The sequence below is a fragment of the Xanthomonas arboricola pv. guizotiae genome (genome assembly GCF_002940205.1).
Taxonomy (GTDB): Bacteria; Pseudomonadota; Gammaproteobacteria; order Xanthomonadales; family Xanthomonadaceae; genus Xanthomonas; species Xanthomonas arboricola_C.
This window is the reverse complement of sequence record NZ_MDSK01000028.1, coordinates 44,739-64,347: the sequence shown is the minus strand read 5'-3', so window position 1 is coordinate 64,347 and position 19,609 is coordinate 44,739. Positions and strand designations below refer to the sequence as shown.

Genomic DNA, 19,609 nt, shown 5'->3' with positions numbered 1-19,609 from the left:
CAACGCCGATCCGCAGCCCTACGCCGCCTGCACCACATGCAAGGCTTTGGGATTGCGCCACTGCACCAGCAGCGCCGCTTCGCGTGCCTTGGCTTCTTCCAGATGCGCGTGCTTGATATGCCCATAGCCGCGGATATGTTCGGGAATGCTGGCGATCTGCGCGGCAAGGCCGACGTTGTCGGCATCCAGCCGTTGCAGCAGCGTGTCCACTGTCGCCACGTAATCGGCAATCAGCTGACGCTCGCCACGCCGTTCGGCGCTGTAGCCGAACACATCCAGCTTGCCGCCGCGCAGGAACTTCAGCCGCGCCAGCAGCTTGAAGGCAGTGAACATCCACGGCCCGTATTCGTGCTTGATCGCGTGGCCGTGCGCATCCTTCCTGGCCAACAGCGGCGGCGCCAGGTGGAAGCGCAGCGTGTAGTCGCCTTCGAACTGCTGCTGCAGCCGGCGCTGGAAGTCGCCGCGCGTATACAGCCGCGCCACCTCGTATTCGTCCTTGTAGGCCATCAGCTTGAAGAAGTAACGCGCCACCGCCTCGCTCAACGCGCTGCTGCCGGGCGCCTGTTGCGCTTCGTGCGTGCGTACGCGCTCGACCAGGCTGCGATAGCGCTGCGCGTAGGCGGCATCCTGGTAGTCGGTCAGAAACGCCACGCGTCGCGCGATGGCTTCGTCCAGCGACTGCGCCAGCTGCTCGTCGTCGAGCGGATGCGTGGGCGCATCGCCATCGCCATGCAGCGTGTTGCCGTCGCTCTGCGCCAGCGCATGCGGCGCCGTCTGCCCGCCAAGATCGTGTTCTTCCCAGCTGCCCGGAGCGCGCGCTGGCGGCGTATCGCCCTGTGCATGCGCATGCTCGCCACCCTTGCGCAGTCCTGCGGCCTGCTGCACCGCCGGCAGGTCGATCGCGGCCAGGCGCCCCCACGCAAACGCCTGCTGGTTCATCGCTACCGCCGCGCCATTGAGCTCGATGGCGCGCATCAGCGCGGCGTGCGACAACGGCACCAGCCCGTGTTGCCAGGCATAGCCAAGCACGAACAGGTTGCTGGCGATCGCATCGCCCAGCAGCGCGGTCGCCAGTTGCGTGGCATCCAGCAATAGCGGCTCCTGGCCGCCCAATGCGGTGCGCACGCCGGCAATGATCTCGGCGGCGGGGAACTGCAGATCCGGCTGGGTGGTGAAGTTGCCCGGCATCGCTTCGTAGGTGTTGAGCACCACCTGGGTGCGGCCATCGCGCACCTTGGACAGGGCCCAGTAATCGTTGACCACCACCATGTCGCAGCCCAGCACCAGATCCGCTTCGCCGGCCGCGATGCGCACCGCGTGGATATCGGCCGGCCGGCGTGCGATGCGGATATGCGTGGTCACCGCGCCGCCCTTCTGCGCCAGGCCGGTCTGGTCCAGCACCGTGGCACCCTTGCCTTCCAGGTGCCCGGCCATGCCGAGCAATGCGCCGATGGTCACCACGCCGGTACCGCCGACGCCGGTGATCAGGATGTTCCAGGGCTGTTGCAGCGTGGTGCGTTGCGGCGGCGCGGGCAGGTTGCCCAGCAGGGCGCTGGCATCGCGCTGTTTGCCCTTGCGCGGCGCACCGCCGTGCACGGTGACAAAGCTCGGGCAAAAGCCCGACACGCAGGAATAATCCTTGTTGCAATTGGATTGGTCGATCTGCCGTTTGCGGCCGAATTCGGTGTCCTTGGGCAGCACCGACACGCAGAAACTCTTTTCGCCGCAATCGCCGCAGCCTTCGCACACCAGCGAATTGATCATGACGCGCTTGGGCGGGTCGACCAGCTTGCCGCGCTTGCGGCGGCGGCGCTTTTCGGTGGCGCAGGTCTGGTCGTAGATCAGGATCGATACGCCCTTGATCGTGCGCAGCTGCTGCTGCACCGCATCCAGTTCGCTGCGATCGTGGAACGCCACCTCGCTGGGAAAGCGCTCGCGCCGGCGCGTCCATTTGCCGATGTCGTCGCTGACCACCGCGATGGTGTGGATGCCTTCGGCGCGCAACTGATGCGCAATGTCGGGCACGCTGAGCGTGCCGTCCACCGGCTGGCCGCCGGTCATCGCCACCGCATCGTTGTAGAGGATCTTGTAGGTGATGTTGACGCCTGTGGCGACCGACTGCCGGATCGCCAGCGAGCCGCTGTGGAAATAGGTGCCGTCGCCCAGGTTCTGGAACACGTGCGGCGTTTCGGTGAACGGCGCCTGCCCCGACCAGGTCACGCCTTCGCCGCCCATATGGGTGAAGGTGTCGGTGGCGCGGTTCATCCAGGTCACCATGTAGTGGCAACCGATGCCGCCCAACGCACGCGAGCCTTCCGGCACCGCGGTGGAGGTGTTGTGCGGGCAGCCGGAGCAGTAATGCGGCACGCGTGGGAACAGCGCGCGCGGCAAGGCCATTTCGGCCTCCTTGCTGTCCATCCAGCGCAGCCGTTGTTCGATCGACTCGGTCATCGCGCTGGACGGCAGCGCAAAGCGCTGGATGCGCTTGCCGATCACCGCGGCGATCGTGGCCGGGGTCAACTCGCCGGTGGACGGCAGGATCCATTCGCCCTGCTCGTCGTACTTGCCGACGATGCTCGGCCGCGCACCGGCGCTGGCCGGCCAGTTGTAGAACAGCTCCTTCATCTGGCGCTCGATGAAGGCCTTTTTCTCTTCCACCACCACGATGTCGTCGAGCCCGCGCGCGAACGCGCTGATGCCCACCGGCTCCAGTGGCCAGGTCATGCCGACCTTGTACACGCGGATGCCGATCTGCGCGCAGGCCTGCGCATCCAGGCCCAGGTATTCCAGCGCCTGCAGCACGTCCAGATAGCTCTTGCCGGTGGTGACGATGCCCAGCCGCGCATGCGGCGAATCCAGCACCAGCTTGTCGATCTGGTTGGCGCGTGCGAAGGCCTGGGCGGCGGCGATCGCATAGCGGTGCAGGCGCATTTCCTGGTCCACCGGCGGATCCGGCCAGCGGATGCTCAGGCCGCCCGGCGGCAGCGCAAAGTCCTCCGGCAGCACGATGCTGCGTGCGAACGGATCCACATCCACCGAGGCCGACGACTCCACCGTCTCGGCGATGGTCTTGAAGCCGACCCAGCGCCCGGTATAGCGGCTCATCGCCCAGCCGAGCAGGCCCATGTCCAGGATGTCCTGCACCCCGGCCGGGTTGAGGATCGGCATCATCGCGCTGACGAATTCCTCTTCCGAGCCGTGCGGCAGGGTGGAGCTGCGGCAGGCATGGTCGTCGGCGGCCAGTGCCAGCACGCCGCCGTACGGCGAGGTGCCGGCGGCGTTGCCGTGCTTGAACACATCGCCGCTGCGGTCCACGCCCGGGCCCTTGCCGTACCACATGCCGTAGACGCCCTGCACCTTGGCACCGGGGAACAGGTTGGTCTGCTGGGTGCCCCAGACCATGGTGGCGGCCAGGTCTTCGTTGAGGCCGGGGGTGAAGGTCACCCTGGCCGCGTCCAGATGCTTGCGCGCACGCCACAGCTCCAGGTCGAAACCGCCCAGCGGGCTGCCGCGATAGCCGCTGATGAAGCCGGCAGTCGCAAGGCCGGCGGCGTCATCGCGCAGGCGTTGCATCAACGGCAGCCGCACCAGCGCCTGCACGCCGGACAGGTAGATGCGCCCATCGGCACGCGTGTACTTGTGCTCCAGCGTGTAATCCGCATCCACCTGGCCGAGCTCCGGCGTGTTGGCAGAGTCGGGAGAAGAGAGTGCAGCAGTACTGGTCATGGCGTGCCCGGAAAGGGTGGCTGGGACCCGGTGCGTGTCATCTGAAACCGATGACCCGCCCGACGGATGCCAAAACGGCGGTGCAAAGTGTAGCAGTCGCCCTTCACGCGCCCGTTGCATGCGGGTGCACAGCCGTCGCGCTGCGGTTACGATGGGGACGGGAAGGGTCGTTTGCTGTCAGGGGATAAAGCCAGTGAAAAGGAAATACGCATGGGCCGCGCTGTTGGCCTTGCTCGGGGGCGTGTGGTCGATGGCGCAGGCGCAGAACCTGCCCAAGCCCAAGGAGTTCTATTTCGACGAAGATCGCGGCACCCCCAAGGCCGTGATCGCGGTACAGGGGCAGGGCGATGCGGTGGTCGACCGCCTGGCGGCGATGGTGCAGCGCGATGCCCGCGCGGCCGAGCCGCGCGCGCAACTGGCCTCGCTGGCCTATGCCGGTGGGCGCACGCAGTTGGGCGACGAGCTCTACCAGGGCGCGCTGGCGCTGGTCGCCAACGGCAGTCAGCAATACCGTGCCATCACCTGGAACTACGGCTGGGATCTGTTGCGCGCCGACCAGCCCGACAAGGCCTTGCAGCAGTGGGCCAGCCTTGCCAACGGCCGCCCGGCCGCGCCGGCCTGGTTGCCGACCACCGCCGCCCTGGCGCTATGGCGCAGCGGGCGTAAGCAGGAAGCGGTGGAGTGGTATGCCGCCGCGGTGCGCACCTGGCCGGATCGCTGGAGCAGCACCGCCAGCTACGCCACCTTGCTGCCGGATTGGCGCGAGGCCGAACGCGCCAGCCTGGCCGAGGTCTTTGCGGCATGGCAGGCGAACCCGCCGGCGTTTCCGTAACTCGGCGGCGGGCGCGCTGCAGGAAGTCCCGTAGCGCGCTGCTGTACATCACGTCGCACGGCGTTTGTGGCCGGTGCCGGCGGGCCATCGCGACCTGCGATTGGCCTGTGCGGATGGATCACATGTAGAGCGGTTGCTCTGCGATTTGGCTGCAGGGCCCTTGCCCGCCCACCCTCGCAGGACACGCCACAAGTACGTCCTTGTAGGACCTTACGCGGCATCCATGCCGCGTAAGGTCCCGCGACGGTGGGCGGGCAAGGACTGGTCGAGATGGTCGGTCTTTTGAGGCAGTCGTCCGTGCGATAGCTCAATCGTAGAGCGGTTGATCTGCGGCTTGGCTGCAGGGCCCTTGCCCGCCCACCATCGCGGGACACGCCGCAAGTACGTCCTTGTAGGCTCTTACGCGGCATCCATGCCGCGTAAGGTCCCGCGACGGTGAGCGGGCAAGGACCCGTCGAGATGGTCGGTGTGCACGGTCAAGAGCGGTGCGCGATGTGCATCGTTGGAGAATGATGGGCCGGCTCAATGGCTCAATGGCTCAATGGTCGATGCATCGAGCAAGCAGTTTTTCATTCGGCCACCGACCAACTTCCTAGTGCGGTGAGGGCACCGAGCCCTCGACTGACTAGCTTTGGCAACATCCCAGAAGCGGCAAGCCTCGACATGCCTGTCGCCAGGCGTTGAGCGAACGATCTGCGCCACGCGTAGGCATGCTCGCCAATCTAGCCAGTCGCCGATCCAGGCACGACGCTCACTATGCGATGCTGATTGCTGCTTTCCCACGGACCTGACCACACCATGGCGGTGGATGCATTTGCGTTGATTCTGGCGATGTTGGGGCTGGGCCTGCTGTTCGCGCGCTTGCGGGTGCTGCCGGACAACAGCGCCGATGTACTCAATCGCATCGTGTTGTACATCTGCCTGCCAGCCTCGGTGCTGACCTATGTGCCGCGGTTGCACCTGGATGCCTCGCTGGGTGGAGTGATCGCCACGCCGTGGTTGCTGACCGCCATCATCGTGCCGCTGCTGTGGGGCTGCAGCCGCCTGTTCCGGTTCAAGCGCGAGGAATACGCCGCGCTGTTGATGTGCGTGGTGTTCACCAACTCCAGCTTCATCGGCTTTCCGATGGTGCGCGCGTTGATCGGCGATCATGCCCTGCCGTATGCAGTGGTCTACGACCAGTTCGGCACCTTCGTGCTGTTATCGACGTTCGGGCTGTACGTGCTGGCCCGCTACAGCGGCGACACTCCGCCGACCGCAAAGCTGATCCTGTTGCGCGTGCTGCGCTTCCCGCCGCTATGGGCATTGCTGTTTGCATTGACGATGATGCCGGAACAGCCGCCGACCTGGATCGGCGCGGGCTTGAAGAGCCTGGCCGACGCGATGCTGCCGCTGGTGATGCTGGCGGTGGGCTTTTCGCTGCAGTTGCGCCTGCCTGCGGACGAACTCAAACCCTTGGCCGTGGGCCTGGCCTTCAAGTTGGCAGTGATGCCGATCCTGGCGTTGCCGCTGTCGTTGGCGCTCGGCCTGCATGGCGCGATGCTGCAGACCAACGTGCTCGAATCGGCCATGCCCACCATGATCACCGCCGCTGCGCTGGCCATCTCGCATCGGCTGGCGCCGCGCCTGGCCGCAGCGATGGTCGGCTACAGCATCCTGCTGTCGCTGCTGACCCTGCCTGCATGGGCCTGGTTGTTGGCACGCCTGGTGGCTTGATAGGGCCTGGTCCGTATGAAATGCTGGCCCGCAACACTGCGCGCCCACATGGACAGGAGCAATACATGCACGGATATCGCTTGATCACCACGGCGCTGCTATGGCTTGGAAGCGTCTGCGCGGCACATTCGGCAATGGCGGCAGCGCCTGCGAGCACAGCGGCTGCGGCCAACGATCCGCTGGTGGATCAATGGGCGCGCCAGGTCGGCCAGGCCATGCAGGCACGCCTGCGCAGCATGGCGTCCAGCGGCGAGCCCAGGCAGCTGTATCTGGCCGGTCTGTTGTGGGTCGATGCCGAGGACGAGGCGGCGCCGGCTGCAGACGCAGGCGATGCCCCCATCCAGCGCGTCTGGCTGCAGCGTGCCCTGGACGCGCGGCCGCGCGACCCGTTGGTGGCGCGCATGGAAGCCGCCGGTTGCCCACCGGCATTGCGCTGCGACCCAGGCGCTGCGCTGGCCTTCCTGGAGCAGGCCGATGCCGGTGACGCCAGTGTGCATCTGCGTGCCTATGCGGCTGCCCAGCGCCGCGGCGACCAGGCGGCCACCGAACGTGCCTGGCAGGCCGCCGTGCAGTCCGATCATTTCGACAGCGGGACGCTGGCACTCGGCAGGGCCCTGCATGCCAGCTACGAAGGCGTGCAATGGCCATCGTTGGCCTCGGTCGGCTTGCGCGCGCAACTCGACGCACAAGGCATGCCCTCCACGGGCGCAGGCATGGCGGCGATGTTCGTGATGGGGGCCTGGTCTGCACATGCGCTCCCTGCGCTGGGCGATCTGGTGCGGCGCTGCAGCCCTACCGTTGCCACGCCCGCGTTACGCGACGAGTGCATGGCCGTGCTCAACAACGTGGCCAACGACGAGTCCACCATGGTCACCGCCATGATCGGTGCCAGAGGCATGGCAACGCTGAGCAGCGGTGCCGACGCCACGCGCTGGCAGGCGCGGGTACGAGAGCTGCAGTGGCTGCAGCATCAGCAATACCGCACAGCCACGGTCGATGGGCGGGCCAACGCGCTGGATGCCGTCCTGACGCAGGGCGAAGTGCCGGCGTTGCGTGCGCGGCTGCAGCGTCAAGGTCTTGCGGTGCAGCCGCCTGCGGGATGGCAGCCGGGCGCGCCGAGCCAGCAGGCCCGCTGATCCGCTTGGCCAGCGCACGTCGCCTCGGCCATCTGCCAAGGGGACGATGCTGCAATGCGAGAGTGCTCGCTGGCGGACGTTTAACGCCTTTCGACTACTTCCTCACTTCGTCGCGGTGTACGCTGCCGGCTTGCTCCCGGAAGCGAGGCGTGCATGAAGACAGTCCTGGTGGCCGGCTCCAAAGGCGGCGTCGGCAAGACCACGATCGCCACCAATCTGGCCGCCCACGCGGCCTTGCAGGGCCAGCGCACCGTGCTGGCGGACGCCGATCCGCAAGGCTCGTCCACGCGCTGGGCGCAGCGTCGCGCCAGCCTGGAAAGTGCGGTATTGCCGATCGACGCCACCCGCCGGCGCAACTGGCAGGCCGCGGTGCCCGACGGCACCGACCAGCTGGTCATCGATGCCCCGGCCGGTGCGATGGCCGATGACCTGAGCGGCTTCCTCGACCATGTCGATGCCATCGTGGTGCCGGTGCTGTCCTCGGCGCTGGATATCGAGGCGGTGGTCGGCTTCCTCAACACGCTGGCCAAGGTGCCGCGCGTGCATCAGCGCAAATTGCCGGTGGGCCTGGTGCTCAACCGCGCCCGTCCCTGGACCCAGACCTCGCAGCAAGCTGCCGAGATGATCGGCGCCTGGCCCTATCCCCTGGTGACCCAGCTGCGCGACACCCAGGCCTATGTGGTGATGGCCGGCCTGGGGCGCAGCCTGTTCGATTACCGCTCGGCGCAGGTGCGCGACCATCAACAGGATTGGGAGCCGCTGTTCAGGTGGCTCAAGAAATCCTAGACCGGAGTGTTTTCATGCGCGAACTGATATTGCTGCGACACGCCCACGCCGAGCCGGCCGACACCGGCCAGGCCGATCTGGATCGCCCGTTGTCCCCGCACGGCATCGCCGAGGCCGAAGCGGCCGGCCGCTGGCTGCGCGAGCAACGCCTGGTGCCCGACCGCGTGCTGTGCTCGCCGGCGCGGCGTGCGCGCGAGACGCTGGAAGCGGTGCTGGAACTCACCGGCTATATCGAACAACGCCTGGACGAGCGGATCTACGACGCCACGCCGGGCACCCTGGCCAGCCTGGTGGACGAGCACCGCGATGCCGAGCGCCTGCTGCTGGTCGGCCACAACCCGGGCCTGGAACGGCTGGCCGCCTTGATGCACAGCGGCCAGACCGGCGACTACCGCGGCATGCCGACTGCCGCGATCGCCTTGCTGGCATTGCCGCTGGATGCGGCCATTGAACCGGGGATCGCCCGCCTGACCGCCTTCTGGTGGCCTTGATCCGTGCCATCGTCGCTGCGCTGGTTTGCCTGGCTCGCGCTCTGGGTCGCTCTTCCCTGCATGGCGCAGCAGAAGCTGCATTCCATCGATCCGGTGCAGTCGCGCTTCGGGTTCGAGATCAGGTCGCGCTTCGGTATGAAGATCGAGGGGTTGTTTCCGCGCTTTCGGGGTGAACTGGCGGAATTGCCCGACGGCCGCCAGCAGGTGCGCTTCCGTCTGGATGCCACGCAGGTGGAAATTCCCGGCAAGGACCGCTACACGGCGTGGATGCGCGGCGAGGATTTTTTCGACGTCGCGCAGTACCCGGTGGTGGAATTCGAGTCGTTTCCCTATGCCGCAGAAGTGGTGAAGAAGGGCGGCGACATCACCGGCAACCTGACCATTCGCGGAATCACCCACGTCGAGACCTTGCACGTGGTGCCGGCTGAATGCGCGCGGCCGGGCTATGATTGCGATGTAATCAGTCGAGGTACGGTCCTGCGTGGACGTTACGGAATGAATGCGTGGCAGATGGCCCTGGGCGACCGGGTGACGTTCATTCTGCGTGGGCGGTTGCAGGAGGCGCGGCGCCCGTGAGGTTCCTGTTGAGGGTGCTTGTGCTGGCAACGCCGTTGCTCGGCACCGGATGCGCCGGCCTGTCGCAAATCGAACGCAACCGTGCCGCCGGGGTGGCGGCGGCTGCCCGCAGCACCGTGGTCAGCTGCACGCAGGCCAATCGTTGTGCCCAGCTCTCGCCGCTGCGCGCGCTGGGTGGTGAGGCGATCACCGCCTCCACGCCGGCCGCGCCGCGGCATTACGCCACCATCGTCGATCACGGCGAAGAATCGCTGGTGGCGCGGCTCAACCTGATCCGCAGCGCCACCCGCAGCATCGACCTGCAGACCTACATCTTCGACAAGGACGACAGCGCGCGGATGGTGCTGGATGCGCTGACCGATGCGGCGCAGCGCGGGGTCAAGGTGCGCATCCTGATCGATCAGCTTTCGGCGATCGCCGATTTGCAGATTCTCGGTGCGCTGGCCAGCAGCCACGAAAACCTGCAGCTGCGCATCTACAACCCGACCTTCGGCAAGGTCAAACTCAATTACTTCGACTATGCCGGCAGCGTGCTGTGCTGCTTCCGTCGCTTCAACCAGCGCATGCACAACAAGCTGCTGGTGGTGGACGACGTGCTCGGCGTGGTCGGCGGCCGCAATTACCAGGACGACTATTACGACTGGGACAGCGAGTACAACTTCCGCGACCGCGACGTGATCCTAGCCGGGCCGGAAGTACGCGCGATGGCGGCCAATTTCGATGCGTTCTGGCGCGCGCGCCGCAGCGTGCCGGCCGAACGTCTGAACGATGTCGGGCGCCTGCTGCTGGAGCAGGGCGCGCCCAAGATGCCGCCGGCCACGTTCCGCCGCCCCGATCGGGTGGAACGGGTCGATCGGGAGGCGCGCGATCCGCAGTTCGTGCGCGATGCGTTCGTGACCCCGGCCATGCCGGTGCAGCGCGTGCTGTATGTGGCCGATCTGCCGCAGAAGCATCGCAAGGAGCACGCCGCCAAGGCGGTGTCCACCGCGCCGGAACTGGACGGCCTGATTGCCGGCGCGCAGCAGGAAGTGCTGCTGCAGACCCCGTATCTGGTGCTGTCCGACGAGGCGCAGGCGATCTTCCGCGCATTGCGCCAGCGCCCACAGCCGCCGCGGATCGTGGTGTCGACCAATAGCCTGGCCGCCACCGACAACCCGATCGTGTATGCGCTGTCGTACAAGTTCAAACGCCGCAACATGCGCGAGCTGGGCTTCAACGTCTACGAGTTCAAGCCGTTCCCGCTGAACGCGCCGGTGGAGTACGCCAATCTGGTGCCCGATCCGCTCAACCCCGCGGCGGCTGAGCCGGCCGAAGACGATGGTCGGGTCAACCGCGTGATCGGCGGCAGTGCGGCCGGCAACGCCATGCGTGGCAGTGGTGGCGGTGGAGGTGGCACGGCCGGCACTGCGATCCGCGGCAGCGGGGGTGGCGCAGGCCGCGCGCCCGGCGGCAGCGAGGTCGATCGGCGTGTGCTGCGCACCGAGACACGGCCCTCGTTCCTGGGCACGCGCGCGGTCAACAAGCCGCTGCCGGTGACCCGTGCCGGTGCGCGCATGGGCCTGCATGCCAAGTCGTTGGTGGTGGACCGCCGCATCGGCGTGATCGGCACGCACAACTTCGACCCGCGCAGCGAGAACTACAACACCGAAGCGGCGGTGGTGATCGACGATGCGCGCTTTGCGCAGGCGCTGGCCGCCAGCATCGAGCGCGACATGGCGCCGGAAAACGCCTGGACCGTGGCCCCGCGCGAAAAGCCGCCGGTGCTGAGCGGATTGAACTACAGCGTGGGCAAGGTGTCCGAAGCCTTGCCGGTGCTGGATTTCTGGCCCTGGCGCTACGCCACCAATTACGAGTTCCAGCCGGGCCCGGGTTGCCCGTTCCCGCTCAAGCGCCAGGACCCGCAGTTCCGGCAATGCTATGTGGCGGTGGGCGATTTCCCCGAGGTCAACGTCGGCCCGAAGTGGCTGCTGGTGCGGATGCTGACCGCCTTCGGTGCGGGATTGGTGCCGATCCTCTGATCGCAGCGGTGCCGGCCCGGGGCCGGCATCGAGACGGCGCGTGGCAACCGGTGCATCGTGAAGTGCAGCGTAGCTGCAATGGCGCGGTGCACTGCAGTAGATGGGGCGCAGCACGCTGCCAACCCCCTGAAAATCAACGTCGCAACCCGGCTCGTAGCGCCAGCCAAAGGCAGTTGCATCAGACCCCAGCGCCGCAGATGCTGTCCCGATTCCCGATTCCCGATTCCCGATTCCCGATTCCCGATTCCCGATTCCCGATTCCCCCAATCCCCAATCCCCAATCCCCAGCCTATGACCTTCCGCGAACCCGTCGACCTGGCCGCCCTCAATGCCTCCAGCCGCGACACCTTGATCGAACATCTGGGCATCGTGTTCACCGCTGCCGGCGACGACTGGTTGAGCGCCACCATGCCGGTGGATGCGCGCACCAAGCAGCCGTATGGCCTGCTGCACGGCGGTGCGTCGGTGGTGCTGGCCGAAACCCTGGGCAGCAGCGCCGGCAACCTGTGCGTGGATATGACCGCGCAGATCTGCGTCGGGCTGGAGATCAATGCCAATCACCTGCGCGCCGCCACCGATGGCCTGGTCACCGGCACCGCGCGTGCGGTGCATGTGGGGCGCAGCACCCAGGTCTGGGACATCACCATCGAAAATCCGGCCGGCAAGCGTGTCTGCGTCTCGCGGCTGACCCTGGCCGTGGTCTCGCGCGGCAATGGCTGAGCACGCCGCGCAAGTGCATGGGTGGAACAGCGCCACCCGCTGCGGGGACTGCGCGCAGGCCACGCTGCTGTCACAATAGTTGCGCTTCCTTCCCCTGGTACCGGTCCCGTTCCGTCAATGAGCGAGTCATCCCTGGACGCCACGCGCGACGCTGGCAGCGTGCTGCGTTGGTTCCGGTACCTGTATCGGGTGCCGTTATTGCTGATGCATCTGAGCATCTGCCTGCCGATCACCATGCTGTGCGTGGTGGCGCCGCCGCTGGCGCGCATCCGCACCGGGCGCGACGACACCCTGGACGAGCTGATGATCCGTTGGTGGCAGGGCAACCTGATGCGCATCTTCGGCTTCCGCCTGCGGCGCTTCGGCACCCCGCTGCCGGGCGCGACCCTGTTCGTGGCCAACCACGTCAGCTGGGTCGACATCTCGATGCTGCACAGCCAGCGCGTGATGGGCTTTGTGGCCAAGCGCGAGATCGCCGGCTGGCCGCTGGTCGGCTGGCTGGCGACCAAGGGCCAGACCATCTTCCATCAGCGCGGCAATACCGAATCGCTGGGCGGGGTGCTGCAGGAAATGTTGCTGCGGCTGCAAAGTGGCAAGCCGGTGGGCGTGTTCCCCGAAGGTCGCACCCGTGGCGGTACCGAAGTCGGCCCGTTCCATGCGCGCATCTTCCAGGCCGCGGTCGAGGCCGGTGTGCCGGTGCAGCCGGTAGCGCTGCGCTACGGCGAGCGCGGCAATGCGCAGGCGGTGGTGGCGTTCGGCGAGCGCGAGAGTTTCTTCGCCAATATCGTGCGTCTGCTCGGCGAGCCGTCGCGGCTGGCCGAGGTGCATTTTCTCGAGCCGATCCGCGCGCTGGATATCGAAGGCCGCCGCCGCCTGGCCGATACCTCGCGGCAACGCATCATCGCGGCAATGGAGTCCTGAGCCGATGATGCAAGCGCTCATCACCCCTGCGGCCAGTCCCCCCTTGTCTGGCCCGATGAGCGCATGAACGCCTCCGACTATCTGCCGCCGCGCTGGCTGCGCAATCCGCATGTGCAATCGGTGCTGGGCAGCAGTGCCTTGCGCCGGCTCCGCAGCCGCCAGTTGCTGGCCGCCAGCGGCGCGGTCACCAGCGAACACATTCTCGACGGCGGCGACGGCGTGCGCCTGCAGGGCTGGATGAGCATCCCGCCCGGCGATGCCCCAGTGCGCGGCACGGTGCTGCTGCTGCACGGCTGGGAAGGCAGCGCTGACTCCAATTACATGCGGCTGACCGCCGCGCGCCTGCTCGGCCTGGGCTATCAGGTGTTCCGGCTGAATTTCCGCGACCACGGCGGCACGCACCACCTCAACGTGGACCTGTTCCACTCCGATCGCATCGAGGAAGTGGTCAATGCGGCGGGCGATCTGTGGCGGCGGTTTCCCGCGCCGCAGCTGCTGACGGCGGGCTATTCGCTGGGCGGCAATTTCGCCTTGCGGCTGGCGCTGCGTGCACCGGCAGCCGGGCTGCCGCTGGCGCGCGTGGCAGCGGTGTGCCCGTTGCTGGATCCGGCGGCGACCATGCTGCAGCTGGAAAAGGGCCCGCAGTTCTACGACTGGTATTTCCGCCGCAAGTGGCGCGAGTCGCTGCTGCGCAAGCGCGAGCTGTTCCCCGACCAGCACGGCTACGACGACGCCACGCTGGCGCTGGACATGCGCGGGCTGATGGCCTGGCTGGCCGAGCAGCACACCGGGCATGGCTCGCTGGAAGCGTATTTCGACAGTTATTCGATCGCCGGCGAGCGTCTGGCCGGCCTGCAGGTGCCGGTGGACATCCTGATGGCCGAAGACGACCCGGTCATTCCGTTCGAGGATTTCGCCGCCTGGCAGCTGCCGGCGCATGCGCAGCTGGAGATCGCGCGCTGGGGCGGCCACTGCGGCTTTCTGGAAAATGCCCGCGGCGATGGTTTCGCCGAACGCTGGGTGGCCGAGCGGCTGGCGGCGCAGGCGTAGGTCGGCGCCACCTCGCGCATCGTTACAATAGGCGTTTGTCCTGGACACGCCCTCCGCCATGCAAGACGCCATTCTCCAAGCCCTGCGCCGCAATGCGGCCGACGATGCGGTGGCGCTGGCCCGCGAGTGGGTGCTCAGCGCGCCCGAAAACGCCGCCACGCATCGCTGGCTGGGCCTGGCCCTGCAGCAGCAGGGTCAACCGGCACTGGCGCTGGCCAGCATCGAAACCGCGCTGACGCTGACGCCGGAAGATGCCGACCTGCATCTGCTGCGCGCCGGCCTGCTGCTGGCGATGCGCGAGCTGTCCGCCGCGGACGATGCGCTGTCGCGCACCACCGCGCTCGACCCCAACCAGTTCAACGCCTACGTGATGCAGGCGCATCTGGCGGTGGCGCGCGGCGATCTGGATGAGGCGCAGCGGCTGAGCCGCACTGCCGCGCGTCTGGCGCCCGAGCACCCGCAGTTGCTGGCCGTCGATGGCGTGGTGGAGCTGCGCCGCGGCCAGGGCGCGGGTGCGCTGTCGCTGCTGACCCGCGCCGCCGAACAACTGCCCGACGACCCGCGGGTGATGTTCGCGCTGGGTTTTGCGTATCTGCAGCAAGAGCATTTCGCGTTTGCCGAGCGCGCCTTCGAGCGCGTGGTCGAGCTCAATCCCCCCGGCACCGCGCTGCGCGCCTTCATCGCCCAGCTGGCCCAGCGCCAGGGCCGCCTGGACGATGCGCTGGCCGCGATGCAGGGCGTGTTCGCCCAGCCCGGCGGCGATCTCCCGGCCATGCGCCGGCTCGCCGGCGAGATGGAATTGCAGGCCGGCCGCCCCGACCAGGCCGCCGCCCACCTGCGCCTGGCGCTGGCGCATTGGCCGGCCGACCGCCGCACCTTGCATGCCTTGCTGACCGCCTGGGAGCGGCTGGGTGCGGTGGACGATGCGCGCGACACCCTGGACGCGGCGCTGGCCACCTCGGCCAATGCGCACGACCTGTGGCTGGCGCGCCTGGCGGTGGAGCCGGTCGGCGGGCCGCAGGCGCAGGCGGTGATCGAGCGCTGGCTGCTGGCCATGCCCGAGCATCTGCCGGCACTGGAAGCGCTGATGCGCGTGCACGACATGCAGGGCCATGCCGAACAGGCGGAAATGGTGGCGCGCCAGATCGTGGCGGTGGAGCCGGGCCGCATCAGCGGCGAGCAGCGCATCGTCGAGGCGCTGCTGGAGCGCGATCCACCGGCGGCGATCGCCTGCGTGCAATCGCTGATCGACTCGCTGCCCGAGCCTCAGCAGACCGTGCTGCGGCCGTGGCTGGGCAATGTGCAGGACCGCGCCGGCCAGCCCGACGCCGCCATGGCGACCTGGATGCAGTTCCAGCGCGAACAGGCCCAGCACCGCCTGCCGTTGCCGCCGCAGGCCGCCAAGCAGCCGATGCAGTGGCCGGAGCTGGGGACCATTCCGGAGACGGTGACGGCACGTCCGCTGTTCGTCTGGGGTGCGCCCGGCTCGCATGTCGAACGCCTGGTCGCGGTGATGGGTGCGGCCACCCCGCTGGTGCGCGACGACCGCTATGGCAGCACGCCGCCGTCCGATGCGCTGCAGAGCTACCGCACCGTCGAGCAGCTGGCGTCGGGCGAGCTGGCGCCGATGGCGCTGGTGGAAGGCTGGAAGGCGCAGCTGCCGCGGCGCGGTATCGACGACGGCAACGTCATCGACTGGCTGCTGTGGTGGGACAACACCTTGCTGACCGCGCTGCGCCCGCATCTGCCCGAAGGCCGGCTGGCGATCGCGCTGCGCGACCCGCGCGACATGCTGCTGGACTGGCTGTCGGCCGGCGCGCCGGCACCGCTGGCCGTGCAATCGCCGCAGCAGGCCGCCGATTGGCTGCTGACCGCGCTGGAACAGCTCGCGGTGCTGCACGAGCGCGATCTGTATCCGCACCGGATCATCCGCCTGGACGGCATCGAGAGCGACCCGCAAGGCATTTCCACCGCGCTGGAACAGGCGTTCGGCCTGCGCTTTCCGCTGGTCGAACCGCGCGGCCCGGCCCGCCTGCCCGCGGGGCGCTGGCGCAACTACCGCAACGTACTGGGCGCGCAATTCGATCTGCTCACGCTGATCGCGGTGCGCTTCGGCTACCCGCAGGACTGAGCGCCGCTCAGCACGGCTGCGCGGGTGCGGCATGCCTTCGGCGGCGCAGCTCGCGCTGCCCCGTAGGAGCGGCCCCGGCCGCGACGAGGCGTTGCCGATAATGCGGCGCCCCCCATGATGAGGCTTTACCGATAAGGCCTCATCGCGGCCAGGTCCGCTCCTACGGTCGGTGCGGATTGGCTAGCGACCGGATGTGGCGCTCACTGCCCGGTGGGCGCGGCCGGCGCCCGGTGCGGCATGCCATCGGCGGCGCAGCTCGCACTGCCCGGTAGGAGCGGCCCCGGCCGCGATGCGGCGTTACCGATAATGCGGCGCCCCCCATGATGAGGCGTTACCGATAAGGCCTCATCGCGGCCAGGTCCGCTCCTACGGAGCAATGCAAATTGGCCTGACCGAATATGGCGCTCACTGCCCGGTGGGCGCGGCCGGCGCCCGGTGCGGCATGCCTTCGGCGGCGCAGCTCGCGCTGCCCCGTAGGAGCGGCCCCGGCCGCGATGCGGCATTACCGATGCATTCGGTCACCGACGATGTGGCGTTACCGTTATGTCCCGTCGCGGCCAGGTCCGCTCCTACGGTCGGTGCGGATTGGCTAGCGACCGGATGTGGCGCTCACTGCCCGGTGGGCGCGGCCGGCGCCCGGTGCGGCATGCCATCGGCGGCGCAGCTCGCACTGCCCGGTAGGAGCGGCCCCGGCCGCGATGCGGCGTTACCGATAATGCGGCGCCCCCCATGATGAGGCGTTACCGATAAGGCCTCATCGCGGCCAGGTCCGCTCCTACGGAGCAATGCAAATTGGCCTGACCGAATATGGCGCCCCTTGTCCGGCACGCCCACGCTGCAGACGCACGATCACCCAGCCGCGGCGTTCGCCGGCGTGGTGAACCGGCCGCGATAAACCCGGCCGGGCGCACCAGAGGGTTCCATGCCGATGGCTTCCTCTGCGGCGCGGACCCAGGCACCCTGGTCGGCCTCATTGCCTCGGAGACTTCTGCATGCGCCTGACCAGCAACAGCATCGAAAACGGCAAGCCCATCGCGGTGGAATTTGCCGCCGGGACGCCCGGGGGCTTTGCGCCCAACCGCAACCCGCATCTGGCCTGGAGCGAGGTGCCGGACGGCACGCGCTCGTACGCGCTGCTGTGCCTGGACCCGGATGTGCCGACCGTGCCGGAAACCGTGGGCCGCGACGATGTGCAGATTCCGGTCGACCAGCCACGCACCGATTTTGTGCATTGGGCGATGGCCGATATCCCCGCCGACGTGCATGAGATCGCCGCAGGCAGCTGCAGCGACGGTTTCGTGCCCAAGGGCAAGCAGCAGCCGGCCGGCCCGGCCGGTGCGCGCCAGGGCCTGAATTCGTGTACCGAATGGTTCGCCGGCAATGCCGACATGGCCGGCAACTATCTGGGCTACGACGGCCCGTACCCGCCGTTCAACGACCTGCGGGTGCACCGCTATTTCTTCCGCGTGTTTGCGCTGGACGTGGCGCAGCTCAGCCTGCCCGAGACCTTCACCGCGGCCGATGTGCTGGCGGCGATCCAGGGCCACGTGCTGGCCGAGGCGGCGTTGCACGGCACCTACACGCTGAATCCGGCGCTGCGCTGACGGCAACGAGCGGTCCTGCGCCACCGGTCAGGTCGGCGCGGGGCCGGTTGCGGCCAACGGTGACCTGGTGCGTGCGGCGTCAATCGCACGATCGCCGCCACACCGGCTCAACCGTTGGCTTCGATCATCTGCTCAAGCACGTACACCGGCGCGCCGTCGGTGCCTGCGGCGGCCGGGTAGCGGGTGACCCGCAGCAGGGTGCGGATGCCGGCCTCGTGCTCGAAGCCTTCGATCTTGCCCTTGAAGACTTGCCAGGTCTGGGTGACAGGCTGCCCTGCCGCATCCTGTTCGCGCAGTTGCAGGCATTGGCGCGCCGGGTCGGACCCACATGCCACGGTGTCGGCCGCCACTTCGATCAGCAGCGTCTGGCCGCGGCCACCGTAGCGGGTGTCAGCCGTGGCGACACCGCCGAACACCAGCCGGGTGCCGTCGCTGCGGGTCAGGGTCAGCTGCGGCGAGGCCTGCACGGTGGTCAGCGCCACCGCGAAGCGGCCGGACAGCAACTCGCTGGCGGCGCGCTCCTGGGCCATCCGCCGCGGTTGCGCGCACAGGCGTTTGCTCGACACCACCCGGCCGATCTGCAAATGCGCCTGCGCCACGCTGTAGTCGGCGCCCAATGCGTTGCAGGTCTGGCTGACCTGGATGCGGTGATCGCTGAAATCCAGCTGCAAGGGCGGTGTGTCGGCGACGAACAGGCTGCGCAAGGCGGTGCCGTGCGCATCGCTGGCCTGCTGCAGCTGCCAGTGTTGCGCCCGCAAGGCGGCCTGCAGTGGCGCGTTGTCGGCGGCGATTGCGCTGGTCGCGGCCGGCTCGGCGGCAGCGGCTTCGGCGCTGGATCCGGGTGCCTGCGGCGGCGTGCTCGACCCGCAGGCCGTCACGCCCGCTGCCAGCAGTGCAGGGGCAAACAACACGGCACGCATGCGGCGGCTCCCGGTGATCGATAGGTCAGTGATACCGCCACCGCGCGGCCAGGGCAATGACGCAAGTCACTGCCCGGCCACGTGCCTGCATGCGGCGCCGGCTCACCGGCACGGCACGGCCTTCTCAGGCCAGCGCCGGCAGCCACAGCAGCAGGGCCGCGCCTAGCGCGATGCGGTAGACCGCAAACACCGTGAAGCGGTGCTTCTTGATATAGCCCAGCAGCCACTTCACCACCACAAAGCCGGTGATGGTCGCCGCCACGAAGGCCACTGCCACATCGGCCCAGTTCTCGCTGCCGAAGCCGCCTTCCTTGTACATCTCCAGCAGCGCATACCCGCTGGCCGCGAACATGGTCGGGATGCCCACCATGAACACGAAATCCGCCGCCGCCGAGCGCTTGCTCAGGCCCAGCAGCATGGCCAGGAAGATCGCCGAGGCCGAGCGCGAGGTGCCGGGGAACACACCGGCGACCACCTGCGCCAGACCGACCGCGATGGCCACTTTCCAGGTCACCACATCGCGCTCGGGCAGTTTGCCGGCAAAGTGCTCGGCCACCAGCATCCACAGCCCGCCGATCAGCAACGCCCAGGCCACCGGCTGCACGGTTTCCGGCAACTGCCAGCCGGCCTTGCGCACGATCAGCCCAACCACCGCGGTGACCAGGAAGGCCACGCCGATCTTGAGCACGTAATCGCGGTTGTCGCGCTCGCCCAGGCCGGTGGCCAGGGTCCACAGCTTCTGCCGCAGCGCCAGGCAGATGGCCAGGATCGCGCCGGCCTGGATGACGATATTGAAGAAGTCAGAACGGCGTCCGAGCCATTGTTCGGCGATCAACAGGTGGCCGGTGCTGGAGATCGGCAGGAATTCGGTGAGGCCTTCGAGAATGCCCAACAGCAGGGCGAAAATCAGATCGGACATCGGACTGGAGAGGGGATGGGGGAGGCGTCAGGATAGTGCATTGCGGCATGCACCATATCGGTG

15 protein-coding genes are annotated in these 19,609 nt (G+C 68.0%); 12 read left to right on the top strand and 3 right to left on the bottom strand.

All coding sequences use genetic code 11. The features are described 5' to 3' along the window. Nucleotides 1-18: 18 nt before the first annotated feature. A complete protein-coding gene (locus tag XarbCFBP7408_RS16265; protein ID WP_104563832.1) occupies nucleotides 19-3,726 on the bottom strand; it encodes an indolepyruvate ferredoxin oxidoreductase family protein in 3,708 nt (1,235 codons plus the stop codon). Nucleotides 3,727-3,919: 193 nt separating this feature from the next. On the opposite strand from XarbCFBP7408_RS16265, the gene XarbCFBP7408_RS16260 reads away from it, so the two are divergent. The 12 genes from XarbCFBP7408_RS16260 (at nucleotide 3,920) to XarbCFBP7408_RS16200 (ending at nucleotide 17,707) form a co-directional block, all read left to right on the top strand. Continuing rightward, nucleotides 3,920-4,558, top strand: a complete 639-nt coding sequence (locus tag XarbCFBP7408_RS16260) for a tetratricopeptide repeat protein (protein ID WP_104563831.1) — start codon at nucleotides 3,920-3,922, stop codon at nucleotides 4,556-4,558. Nucleotides 4,559-5,356: 798 nt separating this feature from the next. Further along, on the top strand, nucleotides 5,357-6,274 hold the full coding sequence (locus tag XarbCFBP7408_RS16255; RefSeq protein WP_104563830.1) for an AEC family transporter: 918 nt from the start codon (nucleotides 5,357-5,359) through the stop codon (nucleotides 6,272-6,274). A 65-nt stretch (nucleotides 6,275-6,339) separates the two neighbouring features. Further along, on the top strand, nucleotides 6,340-7,410 hold the full coding sequence (locus XarbCFBP7408_RS16250; RefSeq protein WP_181106672.1) for a hypothetical protein: 1,071 nt from the start codon (nucleotides 6,340-6,342) through the stop codon (nucleotides 7,408-7,410). A gap of 153 nt (nucleotides 7,411-7,563) precedes the next feature. Then, on the top strand, nucleotides 7,564-8,196 hold the full coding sequence (locus XarbCFBP7408_RS16245) for a ParA family protein (protein ID WP_104563828.1): 633 nt from the start codon (nucleotides 7,564-7,566) through the stop codon (nucleotides 8,194-8,196). A 14-nt stretch (nucleotides 8,197-8,210) separates the two neighbouring features. Next, nucleotides 8,211-8,687 (top strand): SixA phosphatase family protein, encoded by a 477-nt coding sequence (locus XarbCFBP7408_RS16240; RefSeq protein WP_104563827.1) that lies wholly within the window; start codon nucleotides 8,211-8,213, stop codon nucleotides 8,685-8,687. Nucleotides 8,688-8,690: 3 nt separating this feature from the next. Further along, complete coding sequence (locus XarbCFBP7408_RS16235; protein ID WP_104563826.1) at nucleotides 8,691-9,263, top strand: YceI family protein; 573 nt, start codon at nucleotides 8,691-8,693, stop codon at nucleotides 9,261-9,263. Beyond that, nucleotides 9,260-11,281 carry a phospholipase D family protein gene (locus XarbCFBP7408_RS16230; protein WP_104563825.1) on the top strand — a complete coding sequence of 674 codons (2,022 nt, stop codon included), beginning with the start codon at nucleotides 9,260-9,262 and terminating at the stop codon, nucleotides 11,279-11,281. The genes XarbCFBP7408_RS16235 and XarbCFBP7408_RS16230 overlap by 4 nt, the downstream gene beginning before the upstream one ends. A 291-nt stretch (nucleotides 11,282-11,572) precedes the next feature. Beyond that, entirely contained in the window at nucleotides 11,573-12,001 is a 429-nt protein-coding gene (locus XarbCFBP7408_RS16220) for a hotdog fold thioesterase (RefSeq protein ID WP_104563823.1), read from the top strand. A gap of 21 nt (nucleotides 12,002-12,022) precedes the next feature. Further along, nucleotides 12,023-12,922 carry a lysophospholipid acyltransferase family protein gene (locus XarbCFBP7408_RS16215; protein ID WP_181106674.1) on the top strand — a complete coding sequence of 300 codons (900 nt, stop codon included), beginning with the start codon at nucleotides 12,023-12,025 and terminating at the stop codon, nucleotides 12,920-12,922. Nucleotides 12,923-12,985: 63 nt separating this feature from the next. Further along, nucleotides 12,986-13,972 carry a YheT family hydrolase gene (locus tag XarbCFBP7408_RS16210; protein ID WP_104563822.1) on the top strand — a complete coding sequence of 329 codons (987 nt, stop codon included), beginning with the start codon at nucleotides 12,986-12,988 and terminating at the stop codon, nucleotides 13,970-13,972. Between the two features lie 58 nt (nucleotides 13,973-14,030). Next, entirely contained in the window at nucleotides 14,031-16,103 is a 2,073-nt protein-coding gene (locus tag XarbCFBP7408_RS16205; protein WP_104563821.1) for a tetratricopeptide repeat protein, read from the top strand. A 992-nt stretch (nucleotides 16,104-17,095) separates the two neighbouring features. After that, entirely contained in the window at nucleotides 17,096-17,707 is a 612-nt protein-coding gene (locus XarbCFBP7408_RS16200) for a YbhB/YbcL family Raf kinase inhibitor-like protein (RefSeq protein ID WP_104563820.1), read from the top strand. Between the two features lie 107 nt (nucleotides 17,708-17,814). Here the strand turns inward: XarbCFBP7408_RS16200 and XarbCFBP7408_RS16195 are convergent, their stop codons facing one another. Both XarbCFBP7408_RS16195 and XarbCFBP7408_RS16190 read right to left on the bottom strand, forming a co-directional pair. Further along, complete coding sequence (locus XarbCFBP7408_RS16195; RefSeq protein WP_104563819.1) at nucleotides 17,815-18,627, bottom strand: META domain-containing protein; 813 nt, start codon at nucleotides 18,625-18,627, stop codon at nucleotides 17,815-17,817. A 124-nt stretch (nucleotides 18,628-18,751) separates the two neighbouring features. Then, nucleotides 18,752-19,546 (bottom strand): undecaprenyl-diphosphate phosphatase, encoded by a 795-nt coding sequence (locus tag XarbCFBP7408_RS16190; protein ID WP_104563818.1) that lies wholly within the window; start codon nucleotides 19,544-19,546, stop codon nucleotides 18,752-18,754. Nucleotides 19,547-19,609 lie beyond the last annotated feature (63 nt).